This is a genomic window from Escherichia fergusonii ATCC 35469 (assembly GCF_000026225.1).
In the GTDB taxonomy this organism is placed as follows: Bacteria; Pseudomonadota; Gammaproteobacteria; order Enterobacterales; family Enterobacteriaceae; genus Escherichia; species Escherichia fergusonii.
On record NC_011740.1, the window covers coordinates 3,628,050 to 3,641,955 of the forward strand.

Sequence of the window (13,906 nt, forward strand, 5' to 3'; positions counted from 1 at the left end):
AGATCGGGCTGTTAGCCCTGTATTAAATATTGCCTTTTTAGCTGGCGCGTCAAGGCAAGCAGAACAAAATTTATACAAAACAACAAATACGAGGGAAAGTATGGAACGTTGTGGTTGGGTTACTCAGGATCCGCTCTACATCGCCTACCATGATCAGGAGTGGGGCGTACCGGAAACTGACGGTAAAAAATTATTTGAAATGATCTGCCTTGAAGGGCAACAGGCGGGATTATCCTGGATTACCGTGCTTAAAAAACGCGAAAATTATCGAGCCTGTTTTCATCAGTTCGATCCCGTTCGGGTTGCAGCAATGCAAGAAGAAGATGTCGAACGCCTGGTTCAGAACGCCGGAATTATCCGTCATCGCGGGAAAATCCAGGCAATTATTGGCAATGCGCGGGCATATCTGCAGATGGAGCAAAACGGTGAGCCGTTTGCGGATTTCGTCTGGTCCTTTGTGAATCATCAACCGCAGATTCGTAACGCCAAAACTCTCAGCGAAATTCCCACTTCAACACCGGCTTCCGACGCGCTATCGAAAGCGCTGAAAAAACGTGGCTTTAAGTTTGTCGGCACTACCATTTGCTACTCATTTATGCAGGCCTGTGGGTTGGTCAATGACCACGTTACAAGCTGTTTTTGCCATCCGGGAGGCCAAAATGATTCGTGAAGCGCAAAGTTCCGATCTGCCTGCCATTTTAGATCTGTGGATTGAAAGCACGACCTGGGGGCATCCTTTTATTGATGAACAATACTGGCATGACAGCCTGCAAGTGGTGCGGGATGTTTACCTTGCCAACGCAATAACTTCGATGTGGGAAGAGAAAGGCGAATTTCTGGGCTTTGTCAGCATCATAGAAGATCGCTTTTTAGCCGCGATGTTTGTCGCGCCGAAGGCTGCACGGCGCGGTATTGGCAGAGCGCTAATGCAACATGTGCAACAGCGTTATCCATTTCTGATGCTGGAGGTTTACCAGGAAAACCTGCAAGCACTGCGTTTCTACATGGCGCAGGGTTTCCGTGTTATTGACAGTGCATGGCAAGAACAAACCCAGCACCCAACCTGGATTATGAGCTGGCAGGTGGATCAAACGCCGTAAGTGGCAGTTCAGGACCGTTGTATTTTTCCAGCCACGCCAAAGCCGTGTTGCCTGCACAACCATTCCCCAGCCGCGAGCTGGGGAGGTCTTTAGTCAATACATTCACTGCGCCGTTTTTACAAATGCCGTCAGCGGTTAAATCCAGATCCGGCCATGCCCCTTCGTGAATGCAAATCACGCCAGGTTTAATTCCCTCGCTAATGACCGCTCCGGCAAGGATCTGCCCACGGGAGTTCCACACCCGCACTATATCCCCCTCTTTTATGCCGCGCGCCAGAGCATCTTCAGGATGTATGGTAATGGGTTCGCGGTTTGCCACCGCGTATAATTCGCGCAGAGAGCTGTAATTCAACTGACTGTGCAAGCGGTGCGCCGGATGGGCAGAAAGTACCTGCAACTGTTCTGGTTCGGCATTGCCCTGCCACTCATCCGGCTCCAGCCACATCGGATGCCCCGGGCAATCCGGATAAGCGTAATCGGCAATACGCTGCGAGAAGATTTCAATCTTACCGCTGACGGTTTTTAATGGATGTGCCTGCGGATCGCGGCGAAAATCAGCGAAGCGAATAAACCGCTCACCGTCCGGGTGTTCCGGCATCTCAATTAACTGGTTGGCTTCCCAGAACTCAGCAAATGGCGGCAATTCAACCTGCTGGCTTGCCCCACGTTGCCGGGCGACGTTATAAAACGTTTCAAGCCATTGCAGCTCACTTTTCCCTTCCGTAAACCGCGCAAAGCCGCCCTTCTCCCAGCGTTCACTCAACCCGGCAAAAACATCAAAATCATTACGCGCTTCATCACGTGGTGGCACCACTTGCTTCATCGGCACCAGATGCTGATTACTGTAATCGCCGGTCATGGTGAGATCATTACGCTCAAACGAAGTGGTCGCAGGCAGAACGATATCGGCGTGTTTCGCCGCTGCCGTCCAGAAGCACTCGGAGATCACCACCAGCTCCGGTTTTTGCCAGGCACGGATCAGGCGATTGGTATCCTGATGATGAGTAAAGTTGGCGCCGCCCGCCCACCAGATAAAACGAATATCCGGGAAGTGGCGGTTCATGCCGTTATGTTGATACGCGCCGCCAGGGTTTTCCAGTGCTTCAACAATACGGGCTACGGGGATTTTATCTACCGCATCGGTGCCACCTGGCAAGCTGCCCTGCATAGATGAAAGCACCGCAGCGCGGCGCGTGGGGTTACCACCATTGGCAAAATGGTAAGAAAGACCAAAGCCGCCGCCAGGCGTACCTATTTGACCTAACATTGCCGCCAGCGTGACGATCATCCAGTGTTTTTGCTCACCAAACTGTTGGCGCTGCATTCCCCAGCCAGCCATCAGCATGGTGGTATTTTGCTGGAAAATAGCCGCCAGTTCGCGGATTTTCTCTGCGTTAACCCCACAAATCTCTGCCGCCCATTCGGCAGTTTTCGCTATTCCGTCACTCTCGCCCAGCAGATAAGAGGAGAAGACGTCATAACCTGTGGTGCAACGCGCCAGAAACGCTTCGTCGTGCCAGCCATTTTCCACCAGCGTATGGGCGATCCCCAGCATCAGAGCAACATCGGTGCCCATATGCGGTGCTACCCACTCCATTTTATCGCCAAAGAAATCGACGGTTTCCGATCGCATTGGATCAATGCAGATCAGCTTTTTCCCGCTGTCACGCAGTGCGGAAAAGTAAGAAAGCCCCTGCTCATCGGATGCATTCCACGCAATTTTCAGCGTATTGAGAGGGTTAGCACTCCACAACACCACGACATCGCTATGTTCCAGCACCAGCGGCCAACTGGTCTGCTGTTGATAAACTTCGCTGCCCCCCACGACATACGGCATGATCGCCTGTGCGGCGCCGGTCGAATAATCCCCCAGATGCCCGGTATATCCACCCGCCAGCGCCATATAGCGTTGTAATAATGTCGAGGCCTTATGCAGCACGCCGTTTGAACGCCAGCCGTAGGAACCCGCAAAAATCGATGCCGGACCATAAGCCTCACGAATGCGTTTATGTTGTTGGTGAATAAGATCCAGCGCCTCATCCCAACTCACGCGAACAAATTCATCCTGCCCACGAATGCCTTGCGGGTTTTCCGGTGACGCAAGAAAGCCTTTGCGCACCATGGGAAATCGTACCCGCGTATTGCTGTGAACCTGGTCGCGAACCGCGCTCTGCAAGGAGTTATCCATTCCTCTGGCTAACGCGCCACGCGAGCTAAACACGGTTTCGCCGTCAGTTTCAACCAGCATGGGCCCCCAGTGGGCGGCAGTCAGAACGGAATATCGTGAGGATGAGTTGGCCAAACCAAAGGCTCCTGAAAGGTTAGATGTATTGAGCAATTAAATATTACTTACAAATTTCCGAGTAATCCCAGGAAAAATCTTCATGTTCACACGGCATAATCTCCCGCCACGGCAACCGTGGCAAAGAATAAAAAGGTTATTAAGGATTAACGATGAAGAAACGTGTTTATCTTATTGCCGCCATTGTGAGCGGTGCTCTGGCAGTATCTGGTTGTACAACTAACCCCTACACTGGCGAGCGCGAAGCGGGTAACTCTGCCATCGGTGCGGGTCTGGGTTCACTTGTTGGTGCAGGCATTGGCGCGCTCTCTTCTTCGAAAAAAGATCGCGGTAAAGGCGCACTGATTGGCGCAGCCGCTGGCGCTGCTCTGGGCGGCGGCGTTGGTTATTACATGGATGTGCAGGAAGCGAAACTGCGCGACAAAATGCGCGGCACTGGTGTAAGCGTAACCCGCAGTGGGGATAACATTATCCTCAACATGCCAAATAACGTCACTTTCGACAGCAACAGCGCCACTCTAAAACCGGCAGGTGCGAACACGCTGACCGGCGTTGCAATGGTACTGAAAGAGTACCCGAAAACCGCTGTAAACGTACTTGGCTATACTGACAGCACTGGTGGATACGACCTGAATATGCGTCTGTCTCAGCAACGTGCAGACTCCGTTGCCAGCGCATTGATCACTCAGGGTGTGGCGGCTAACCGTATCAACACGCGTGGTATGGGTCCGGCTAACCCAATCGCCAGCAACAGCACCGCAGAAGGTAAAGCACAAAACCGTCGCGTAGAAATTACCTTAAGCCCGCTGTAATTCCCCAATGTCGGATGGCGGTTTCGTCATCCGACATTTATCATCTTGCCAGCGCTAATTTTCGCGTTAAGGTGTTCTCACTTTCAGGCAAGGAATCCCCCTATGGCAGCAAAATCAACGCGCCCCACCATTAGCGATGTCGCAAAAGCCGCAAAAACCGGCAAAACCAGCATCTCTCGTTACCTCAACGGCGAAAAACATCTGCTTTCCGAAGCATTGCTGGCGCGGATTGAAAAAGCGATTGCCGATCTTGATTATCGCCCCAGCCTGATGGCCCGAAGCCTGAAACGTGGCCGTACCCGGCTGATTGGTCTGATTATCGCCGATATTACTAACCCCTACTCGGTAAATGTGTTAAGTGGCATTGAGGCGGCTTGTCGCGATAAAGGATTCACTCCCCTGGTGTGTAATACCAACAATGAAGTGAATCAGGAACAACATTATCTCGATTTGCTACGCAGCTACCAGGTGGAAGGTATTGTGGTCAATGCCGTAGGAATGCGTGAAGAAGGGCTAAATCGTTTGCAACAGTCGGCACTGCCAATGGTGCTTATTGATCGCAAGATCCCCGATTTTGCCTGTGATGTTGTTGGACTGGACAACACGCAAGCTGCAACTACCGCTACCGAGCATTTAATTGAGCAAGGGTTTGAAGCCATACTCTTTCTCAGCGAACCGCTGGGAATGGTAAACACGCGACGTGAAAGGCTAAATGCTTTTCACGCTACTCTGGCACGTTATCCGGGTGTTGTAGCGCAGAATGCAGAAGTTCCACTGGCTGAGAATACACTTCTGGAAAACACGCTTCGCCAGTTCCACCAGCAACATCGGGGAATGCGCAAAGCCGTGATGTCGGCAAACGGCGCACTAACGCTACAGGTAGCACGCGCGCTCAAACGTATTGGCCTGAACTGGGGCAGTGATATCGGCCTGCTTGGTTTTGATGAGCTGGAATGGGCCGAACTGGCAGGCGTGGGGATTACCACGCTCAAACAACCGACCTGGCAAATTGGTTATGCGGCTGTGGAACAGGTGGTACGCCGTATTGAAGGTGTTACAGAGCCTATTCGTGAGCACGTTTTCTCCGGCGAGTTGATTGTTCGCGGATCAACGGCACGTTAAATTCCTTCGTGATAGCGATCATAATTTCAACACAGCGCCCTTTTCTTTGGAACCGGTTCCAACTAGCGTTATATCAATCGCGCTAGCCAGGGAGTTCCCATGCAGAGAAAAATTTTCGTGGTCACCGCCGCTTACGGTTATGAGCACATTCAGGCAGCAGGCGGGCAGAAAGCACTTCTGCCGGTTATTGCAAAATCCGGTGCCGATGGCGTTGAAATTCGTCGAGAACTGTTTACTTCTACGGATTTACTGGCACTAGCGGAACTGGGCCTCGCCATTGAACATGCCGGACTTCAGGCCTGTTATTCCGCTCCCGAACCGTTATTTATAGAAAATGGCGATCTTAACCCGCAACTTCCTCAGTTGCTTCAGGAAGCGAAGGATCTGAAATCTCTGTGGCTGAAAGTCTCTTTAGGTCATTTTGGTCGCCCTGATCAACTCAATACTCTACGCGACTGGCTTGCCAGCAGTGATATGGCGTTAGTGGTTGAAAATGATCAAACCCCCTGCGGACGCTTGCAGCCAATGCTGCGTTTTAAGGGGATTTGTCAGCAATTTGAGCTGCCAGTCAAACTGACCTTTGATATGGGCAACTGGCTGTGGGTGGGGAATTCGCCAGAAGAAGCGGCGTATCAGTTAGCCAATTCTGTGGGCTATATCCATGTTAAAGCGGCCCTTCCTCACAAAGAGAGTTTTCGTGCCGTTCCCCCGGACAACGCCGACAGTCGCTGGCTGAAATTACTCACGATGCTTCCTGCCGATGTGCCACGTGGCATCGAATTTCCCCTGGAAGGGGCTGATTTGGCGGCCGTAACTCGCCGTTATGTCGATTTATTACGTAAGGAGTGAAGAGATGAAACACTCGCTGGATGTCATCACTATCGGTGAAGCAATGGCGATGTTTGTGGCTACGCAAACAGGCGATTTAGCTGAAGTAGAAAATTTTATCACGCGCGTGGCAGGTGCCGAGCTAAATGTGGCAACAGGCCTGGCACGTCTGGGTTTAAAGGTCGCATGGGTAAGTCGCGTCGGAAATGACAGCTTCGGTCGTATGGTTCTCAATACGTTGCAAAAAGAGGGGATTGATGCCCGTGGCGTCAGTTGCGATAGCGACCACGCAACCGGCTTTCAGCTTAAATCTAAGACTGAAAATGGAACCGATCCCATTGTGGAATATTTCCGTAATGGCTCCGCCGCCAGTTATCTCTCATTGGACGACTATGACGAGAGCTGGTTTGCCAGTGCACGTCATTTACACCTGAGCGGCGTTGCAGCGGCACTTTCTGCAAGCTCTTATGACTTACTTAATCACGCAGCTCATACGATGAAATCTCTGGGGAAGACTATTTCGTTCGATCCTAATTTGCGTCCGGTGCTGTGGAAGAGTGAAGCCGAGATGATTGAAAAACTAAACCACCTCGCTTTTCAGGCTGACTGGGTACTTCCGGGGTTGAAAGAAGGCATGATCTTAACCGGACAACAGACACCGGAAGGTATTGCCGATTTCTATCTTCAACATGGCGTCAAAGCGGTTGTACTGAAAACGGGTGCTGATGGCGCCTGGTATAAAACAGCCGATGGCGAGAAGGGCAGTGTTGCCCCGGTTAAAGTCGAAAACGTGGTCGATACCGTTGGGGCCGGAGATGGCTTCGCATGTGGTGTTATCAGTGCACTATTAGAAGGTCGCACACTACATCAGGCGGTCACTCGGGGGAATAAAATTGGCGCACTGGCGATTCAGGTACAGGGCGACAGTGAAGGGCTTCCGACACGTGAACAACTGGGAGAGTAATTCCCCTATAAAAATGAGTAACAAAACAATCTGATACGTACTCCTCTGTCCCTACCTACAGAGGCGCTCTAACCTGAAGCATAGAGGCAGGCCTATGAACAGCTCAACAAACGCAGCAAAACGTTGGTGGTACATCATGCCTATCGTGTTTATCACGTATAGCCTGGCGTACCTTGATCGTGCGAACTTTAGTTTCGCATCCGCCGCTGGCATCAACGAAGACCTCGGTATTACTAAAGGGATTTCGTCGCTGCTGGGGGCCCTTTTCTTCCTCGGTTACTTCTTTTTCCAGATCCCTGGAGCGGTATATGCAGAACGGCGTAGTGTCCGCAAACTGATTTTCGTCTGTCTAATCTTATGGGGCGGTTGTGCCTCGCTGACAGGGATGGTCAGCAACATTCCGGCACTGGCAGCAATTCGCTTTATTCTCGGGGTGGTAGAAGCTGCGGTCATGCCTGCGATGCTGATATATATCAGTAACTGGTTTACCAAATCTGAACGCTCACGTGCCAATACCTTTCTGATCCTTGGAAATCCGGTAACAGTGCTGTGGATGTCGGTTGTCTCTGGCTACCTGATTCAGGCGTTTGGCTGGCGCGAAATGTTTATCATCGAAGGTGTGCCGGCCATCATCTGGGCCTTTTGTTGGTGGGTGCTGGTAAAAGATAAACCTGCGCAGGCAGGCTGGCTTTCTGAATCAGAGAAAGCGGCGTTACAGGCACAGTTAGAGCAGGAACAACAAGGTATCAAAGCCGTTCGTAACTATGGTGAAGCCTTCCGCTCCCGTAACGTCATCTTACTGTGTATGCAGTATTTTACCTGGAGCATCGGGGTATATGGGTTTGTGCTCTGGTTACCATCAATTATCCGTAGCGGTGGTGAAAACCTGGGTATGGTTGAAGTCGGCTGGCTCTCTTCTGTCCCCTATCTGGCAGCGACAGCGGCAATGATTATTGTCTCCTGGGCATCGGACAAATTGCAAAATCGTAAGCTCTTTGTCTGGCCTTCACTGCTGATTGCCGCGATTGCCTTTATCGGCTCCTGGGCCGTGGGTGCTAACAATTTCTGGCTTTCTTATACCTTACTGGTGATCGCAGGCGCTGCAATGTATGCCCCGTATGGTCCGTTCTTTGCCATTATTCCAGAAATGCTGCCACGTAATGTTGCCGGTGGCGCAATGGCATTGATCAACAGTATGGGAGCGCTGGGCTCGTTCCTCGGCTCATGGTTTGTTGGTTATCTCAATGGGGTAACCGGTAGCCCATCAGCATCATTCATTTTCATGGGGGTAGCGCTTTTCGTTTCTGTATGGCTAACATTGATTGTTAAACCAGCAGCCAATCAACCGCTACCCGTTGGCGCGCGCCACGCTTAAATATTAATCACGGAGATTCGCATGAAGCCGTCCATTATTCTTTATAAAAAGTTACCTGACGTTTTACTGCAACGCCTTGAGGAACACTTTACTGTAACGCAGGTAAGCAACCTGAGCCCACAAACGGTAGAGCAACACGCAGAAGCGTTTGCGAATGCGGAAGGTCTGTTGGGTTCAAGCGAAAAAGTGGATGATGCATTACTGGAAAAAATGCCAAAGCTGCGGGCAACGTCAACGATCTCTGTAGGTTATGACAATTTTGATGTTGATGCCCTTAACGCCCGTAAAGTATTGCTGATGCATACTCCTACAGTGCTGACTGAAACTGTCGCGGATACGTTGATGGCGCTTATTCTCGCCACTTCTCGTCGGGTGGTGGAAGTCGCAGAACGCGTAAAAGCCGGTGAATGGACTGCCAGCATTGGGCCTGACTGGTTTGGTAGTGATGTACATCACAAGACCTTAGGGATTGTTGGCATGGGGCGCATTGGTATGGCACTGGCCCAGCGTGCACACTTTGGTTTTAACATGCCGATTCTCTATAACGCTCGTCGCCAACACCCGCAGGCAGAAGAGCGCTTTAACGCCCGCTATTGCGATCTCGATACGTTGTTGCAGGAAGCTGATTTCGTTTGTCTGATTCTGCCGTTAACCGAAGAAACGCATCATCTCTTCGGTGCTGAACAGTTTGCCAAAATGAAATCCTCCGCCATTTTCATTAACGCTGGTCGTGGCCCAGTGGTTGATGAAAAAGCCCTGATAAGCGCATTACAGAAGGGAGAAATTCACGCTGCCGGACTGGATGTGTTTGAGCGGGAACCACTGCCAGTAGATTCCCCTTTGCTTGCTATGCCAAACGTGGTGGCACTGCCACATATCGGTTCTGCCACTCATGAAACACGTTATAACATGGCGGCTTGTGCGGTGGACAACCTGATCGCAGCGCTACAGGGCAATGTCGATAAGAACTGCGTGAATCCGCAAGTCGCGAAGTAAAAAAATACCGGAGGGGTATATCCACTCCGGTATCAGATTGTTGAATAAATAGACTTAATTAATGCCCGAAGCATTATCGGGCATTAAAATTATTATTCAGTTGCGCTTTTTACTTTCGTCCAGGCTTGAATAAATTCCTGATGCTGAGTTGCCAGTGGCGCGATTAGCTTATTGTATTCACTTGCCTGTTGAGAGGTCGGGAATTGAATACCATTTGCCACAAAGCTAACCTGAGTACCCTGCTGAGCAATATAATCACCCACCTGCACCAGCTGCTGGGTAAAGGTCTGCGCTACCGGGATCATCGGCTGCAGTGCTTCGGCTGGAAGCGTCACCACTTTATTAAATGCCTTATCAAATACCGGTTTTAAATCTTCAGACTGCTTAAGTGCGCCATGAGCAGCATCCGCCTGCAATTTTGCATTCTGCAATTGCTGCGCCAGCACACCTAATGAACCATTCAGATCGCGCAGTGCAACACGCTGAGTCATATAGTCCTGCGGTACACGAATCGCATTTACACTATCGACGACCGGACGCAAACCAGAATCAATCGCCTGATTTACCTGCTGTGAGTAACCGTACAAAACGGCGTAATCATTAACAAACGGACCAAACTGCTTTTTCTGATCGGCAGTTAAAGTCGGTATCCGTTCATTACTACGCATGACTGTATTATCCAGGAAATCGATGAACGCTTTGCGCTGATCGCCTTCTTTATCAAAACACCCACTCAGGCTAATAACCATTAATAACGCCGCAATAGGCGCAAACCAGCGAGAGCAGGACTTACCTGTCGCCATTTTTATACTCCTTTCACCCAAAAATGCGCACAACGACACATGCGTGTCTGACGTTGACAAGGATAGTCCAGGTCAGGCTTGCAGGATACCCTTTCCGCATAATCTTGCAGGGAAAAATTCGTTTTCTGGCTGGCACTTTTAAATGTTATAAATTTGTTACTCTCATCACATTTAACACGATAAGAATAATGGCCATGAGTCATAACATCACTATGATTTATTTATCTTTTTCATCCTGCACTGCTCTACAAAGCGCTAAACAGTACGATAATCGCCCGGTATCGCCAGCAGGACGATTGCCCACCAGGAGTTTCAATGTTTTGATTAAATGAACGATTAACGGATAAAGGTTCGGTAATCGCACATTTGAATCACCAATGCGGTCGTGAAGATAAGAACACCCTCCGTTGCCCGCCTTGCTTTGCAGGAATAATCGCATGACAAACAGAACAACTGATATTCAGGCATTTATTAATCAGCATCCTTTTTCCCGCTACCAGTGGATGATCCTGGTACTGTGCTTTGTGACCGTCGCTATGGACGGTTTTGATACTGCAATTATCGGTTTTATTGCTTCCGACCTGGTGCAGGAATGGGGCGTAGAGAAGTCAGCATTAGGCCCGGTAATGAGTGCTGCACTGGTCGGGTTGGCTGTTGGCGCACTCACCGCAGGCCCGATGGCGGATCGTATTGGACGCAAGAAAGTACTGATTATGTCGATCCTGGTATTTGGTGGTTTTAGCTTATTAACCGCCTTTGCCAGTACGTTAAATCAACTTACTGCCCTACGCTTCTTAACCGGGCTGGGGCTGGGTGCGGCAATGCCTAACGCGGCAACCTTAATGAGCGAGTATGCCCCGGAGCGTCGTCGCGCCTTACTGGTTAACCTGATGTTTGTAGGTTTTCCGATTGGCTCTTCGATGGGCGGATTTATTTCAGCCTGGCTTATCCCCCATTATGGCTGGCAGAGCGTACTGATCCTCGGCGGTATAATGCCGTTGATTCTGGCTGTCGTTCTGATTTTCCTGTTACCGGAATCCGCACGTTACCTGGTGGTGAAAAATAAATCTCAGCAGCAAATCGGTACTATTTTACGCCGCATCGCCCCTGTTCCTGAGCAAACGTATTTTGTGTTGCGTGAGGCTGGGCTGGTAAAAGAGAAATCGGCGCTGGGTGTTATTTTCTCCCCACGTTACGCCGTGGGAACGGTGATGCTATGCCTGACCTATTTTATGGGCCTGTTGATTTTTTACCTGCTGACCAGCTGGCTGCCATTACTAATTCGTGAAACAGGCGCGACCTTAAGTCAGGCGTCTATTATCACCGCGCTATTCCCTCTTGGTGGTGGGATCGGTGTCCTGCTGCTTGGCGCGCTGATGGATAAACTGAACCCTAATAAAGTAGTCGCCGTTGGCTGGCTACTGACAGGCATCTTTGTTTGCCTGGTAGGTTTCTCCACCAGTAACCTGGTATTAATGGGAGTGATGGTATTTATCGCCGGAACCATTATGAATGGCGCACAATCATCAATGCCTGCTCTGGCTGCTGGTTTTTACCCTACCCAGGGCCGTGCGACAGGCGTTGCCTGGATGTTAGGCCTGGGCCGCTTTGGTGGGATCCTCGGCGCATTCAGTGGCGCGTTTTTAATGCAGGCCCAGCTGTCTTTCGAAACCATATTTACCTTCCTGGCAATTCCGGCGCTGGTATCAGCACTGGCGCTCATGGTGAAATATTGGGTTGGTAAGCGCCAGTTACCTCTGACGCAATCCGCTACGGAAGATCTGAGTAGCGCAACGCAAAAAGCCTGATTATGTCGCCTGGCGAGAGTTGTTTCGCCAGGCGATTAAGATTTGCGCAAGTTTACATTGGTTATGCAGAAAAAATAAATTTGCGTATATCAATTTGTTAGCGTCCTGGAAATCACGTCTGCGCCATCGCTGAAACGAATCTGCACAATTTGCGTGCAAAAATACCCGCCCGGCTTATCTGATTAAGGCTATTCTTAACTGGCTTCGATGAAATTCACGATCCCGCTGTGTGATTTAGAGGAGTTCTAAATGGAATATAAAGATCCAATGGTTGAGCTGCTCAGCAACCTTGAACAAATTGTTTTTAAAGAAGAAATTTCCAAAACAAACCTGACGAAGAAACCCTGTGCTTTTAATGAATTTGAGCAATTACGCAGAGGAACAGGGCTAAAGATTGATGATTTTGCGAGAGTTTTAGGCGTTTCAGTTGCCATGGTACGTGAATGGGAGTCCAGACGTGTAAGACCTTCCAGCACCGAACTAAAATTGATGCGACTGATCCAGGCCAACCCGGCGTTAAGTAAACAATTGATGGAATAGCATTTTATTTCTTTTTTTTAACATTCACGGTCCTGTTCGAAGGACCGTTTTACATACAATTAACCATAAGTTAGAAAAATAAAAGTTGCTTTTACATAAGTTACGTGGCTTAATGCACTCAACGGTTTGACGTACAGACCATTAAAGCAGTGTAGTAAGGCAAGTCCTCTTCAAGAGTTATCGTTGATACCCCTCGTAGTGCATTTCCTTTAACGCTTCAAAAATCTGTAAAGCACGCCATATCGCCGAAAGGCACAATTAATTATTAAAGGTAATACACTATGTCCGGTAAAATGACTGGTATCGTAAAATGGTTCAACGCTGACAAAGGCTTCGGCTTCATCACTCCTGACGATGGCTCTAAAGACGTGTTCGTACACTTCTCTGCTATCCAGAACGATGGTTACAAATCTCTGGACGAAGGTCAGAAAGTGTCCTTCACCATCGAAAGCGGCGCTAAAGGCCCGGCAGCTGGTAACGTAACCAGCCTGTAATCTCTGCTTAAAAGCACAGAATCTAAGATCCCTGCCAAATGGCGGGGATTTTTTTATTGGAAAAACCGCTTTATATGTAGAGAAGAACAGTCCCAGGAATAATCCAGATCCGGCACCGGGATGTGGCAATCACGACAGACCGCACCATCACACCCGGAACAATCACAATCATTATTCTTCTTTTTACTTATTACCTCGTTCAGGTGTTGCTTCTGCCTGATTGTCTGTGCTGCAAGTCGGCAATCTGCAAAACGCTGACGTATCTCACCCCAGCCTGCAATAACACCTTTCTGTTGAATAATCTCTTTGACTGCTCCCGAACATCCCTGCGTTTGGTACAACACACTGTAAGCACAGCGGTAGCCTTTGCGAGGAGAAAGATGTCGTTGATAAAGCATTATCAACAGTAAAAGCAGTTTATTCATGAAGGCTCCGAACCATTCCTGTTCCCGATTAAAAACTTATTTAATAGCCAAATTCATTCGTATTTTTAAAAAAAACATTCATTAAAGAAATAAATTAGGGTGCATTGAGAATACCCAACGCCATAAGAAAGGCGGGAATAACTTCCCGCCGAAGACTCTTACTCTTTCAATTTGCAGGCTAAAAACGCCGCCAGCTCATAACTCTCCTGTTTAATATGCAATTCACACAGTGAATCTCTTATCATCCAGGTGAAAAATAAAAGCGTGAAACAAATCACTATTAACGAAAGTAATCCGTATTTCTGCGGCATTCCCAGCCTCCTGTGTTGATTTCCAA

Annotated in this window: 16 protein-coding genes; 12 read left to right on the forward strand and 4 right to left on the reverse strand. The window is 49.4% G+C overall.

The window, feature by feature from the left end:
* The first annotated feature begins 100 nt into the window (after positions 1-100).
* Positions 101-670 carry a DNA-3-methyladenine glycosylase I gene (gene tag, locus EFER_RS17775; protein ID WP_000438973.1) on the forward strand — a complete coding sequence of 190 codons (570 nt, stop codon included), beginning with the start codon at positions 101-103 and terminating at the stop codon, positions 668-670.
* A complete protein-coding gene (locus EFER_RS17780; protein WP_000617495.1) occupies positions 660-1,100 on the forward strand; it encodes an N-acetyltransferase in 441 nt (146 codons plus the stop codon). The genes tag and EFER_RS17780 overlap by 11 nt, the downstream gene beginning before the upstream one ends.
* Here EFER_RS17780 and bisC read toward each other — a convergent pair.
* On the reverse strand, positions 1,069-3,402 hold the full coding sequence (gene bisC, locus EFER_RS17785; RefSeq protein WP_000013921.1) for a biotin sulfoxide reductase: 2,334 nt from the start codon (positions 3,400-3,402) through the stop codon (positions 1,069-1,071). The two genes, EFER_RS17780 and bisC, sit on opposite strands and share 32 nt — an antisense overlap.
* 152 nt (positions 3,403-3,554) lie before the next feature.
* Between bisC and EFER_RS17790 the strand changes: the two genes are divergently transcribed.
* The 6 genes from EFER_RS17790 (at position 3,555) to ghrB (ending at position 9,499) form a co-directional block, all read left to right on the forward strand.
* Entirely contained in the window at positions 3,555-4,214 is a 660-nt protein-coding gene (locus EFER_RS17790) for an OmpA family lipoprotein (RefSeq protein ID WP_000747615.1), read from the forward strand.
* A gap of 102 nt (positions 4,215-4,316) precedes the next feature.
* The gene (locus EFER_RS17795) at positions 4,317-5,336 is read left to right on the forward strand and encodes a LacI family DNA-binding transcriptional regulator (RefSeq protein ID WP_000729229.1); all 1,020 of its coding nucleotides are present in this window, start codon (positions 4,317-4,319) and stop codon (positions 5,334-5,336) included.
* Positions 5,337-5,435: 99 nt separating this feature from the next.
* A complete protein-coding gene (locus EFER_RS17800; protein ID WP_001189056.1) occupies positions 5,436-6,185 on the forward strand; it encodes a sugar phosphate isomerase/epimerase family protein in 750 nt (249 codons plus the stop codon).
* A gap of 4 nt (positions 6,186-6,189) precedes the next feature.
* The gene (locus EFER_RS17805; protein ID WP_000682867.1) at positions 6,190-7,128 is read left to right on the forward strand and encodes a sugar kinase; all 939 of its coding nucleotides are present in this window, start codon (positions 6,190-6,192) and stop codon (positions 7,126-7,128) included.
* A 94-nt stretch (positions 7,129-7,222) separates the two neighbouring features.
* Positions 7,223-8,503: an MFS transporter gene (locus EFER_RS17810; RefSeq protein ID WP_001089078.1), complete on the forward strand. Its 1,281-nt coding sequence runs from the start codon at positions 7,223-7,225 to the stop codon at positions 8,501-8,503.
* A 21-nt stretch (positions 8,504-8,524) separates the two neighbouring features.
* Positions 8,525-9,499 carry a glyoxylate/hydroxypyruvate reductase GhrB gene (ghrB, locus tag EFER_RS17815; RefSeq protein WP_000804667.1) on the forward strand — a complete coding sequence of 325 codons (975 nt, stop codon included), beginning with the start codon at positions 8,525-8,527 and terminating at the stop codon, positions 9,497-9,499.
* Positions 9,500-9,591: 92 nt separating this feature from the next.
* Here ghrB and EFER_RS17820 read toward each other — a convergent pair whose 3' ends face one another.
* On the reverse strand, positions 9,592-10,302 hold the full coding sequence (locus EFER_RS17820; RefSeq protein ID WP_000190514.1) for a DUF3053 domain-containing protein: 711 nt from the start codon (positions 10,300-10,302) through the stop codon (positions 9,592-9,594).
* Between the two features lie 437 nt (positions 10,303-10,739).
* Here EFER_RS17820 and EFER_RS17825 point away from each other — a divergent pair, with 437 nt between their 5' ends.
* The 3 genes from EFER_RS17825 (at position 10,740) to cspE (ending at position 13,144) form a co-directional block, all read left to right on the forward strand.
* Positions 10,740-12,110 carry an MFS transporter gene (locus tag EFER_RS17825; protein ID WP_000184983.1) on the forward strand — a complete coding sequence of 457 codons (1,371 nt, stop codon included), beginning with the start codon at positions 10,740-10,742 and terminating at the stop codon, positions 12,108-12,110.
* Between the two features lie 249 nt (positions 12,111-12,359).
* Positions 12,360-12,650, forward strand: coding sequence for an HTH-type transcriptional regulator (locus EFER_RS17830; protein ID WP_000455800.1), 291 nt, complete (start codon positions 12,360-12,362; stop codon positions 12,648-12,650).
* 281 nt (positions 12,651-12,931) lie between these two features.
* On the forward strand, positions 12,932-13,144 hold the full coding sequence (gene cspE / locus EFER_RS17835) for a transcription antiterminator/RNA stability regulator CspE (RefSeq protein WP_000014594.1): 213 nt from the start codon (positions 12,932-12,934) through the stop codon (positions 13,142-13,144).
* A 53-nt stretch (positions 13,145-13,197) separates the two neighbouring features.
* Here cspE and yidD read toward each other — a convergent pair whose 3' ends face one another.
* Positions 13,198-13,569 carry a membrane protein insertion efficiency factor YidD gene (gene yidD / locus EFER_RS17840; RefSeq protein ID WP_001037804.1) on the reverse strand — a complete coding sequence of 124 codons (372 nt, stop codon included), beginning with the start codon at positions 13,567-13,569 and terminating at the stop codon, positions 13,198-13,200.
* A gap of 110 nt (positions 13,570-13,679) precedes the next feature.
* Here yidD and EFER_RS24655 point away from each other — a divergent pair, with 110 nt between their 5' ends.
* Positions 13,680-13,751, forward strand: a complete 72-nt coding sequence (locus EFER_RS24655; RefSeq protein WP_216665726.1) for a hypothetical protein — start codon at positions 13,680-13,682, stop codon at positions 13,749-13,751.
* Here EFER_RS24655 and hokA read toward each other — a convergent pair.
* Entirely contained in the window at positions 13,728-13,880 is a 153-nt protein-coding gene (hokA, locus tag EFER_RS17845; RefSeq protein ID WP_001135723.1) for a type I toxin-antitoxin system toxin HokA, read from the reverse strand. The genes EFER_RS24655 and hokA overlap by 24 nt on opposite strands.
* Positions 13,881-13,906 lie beyond the last annotated feature (26 nt).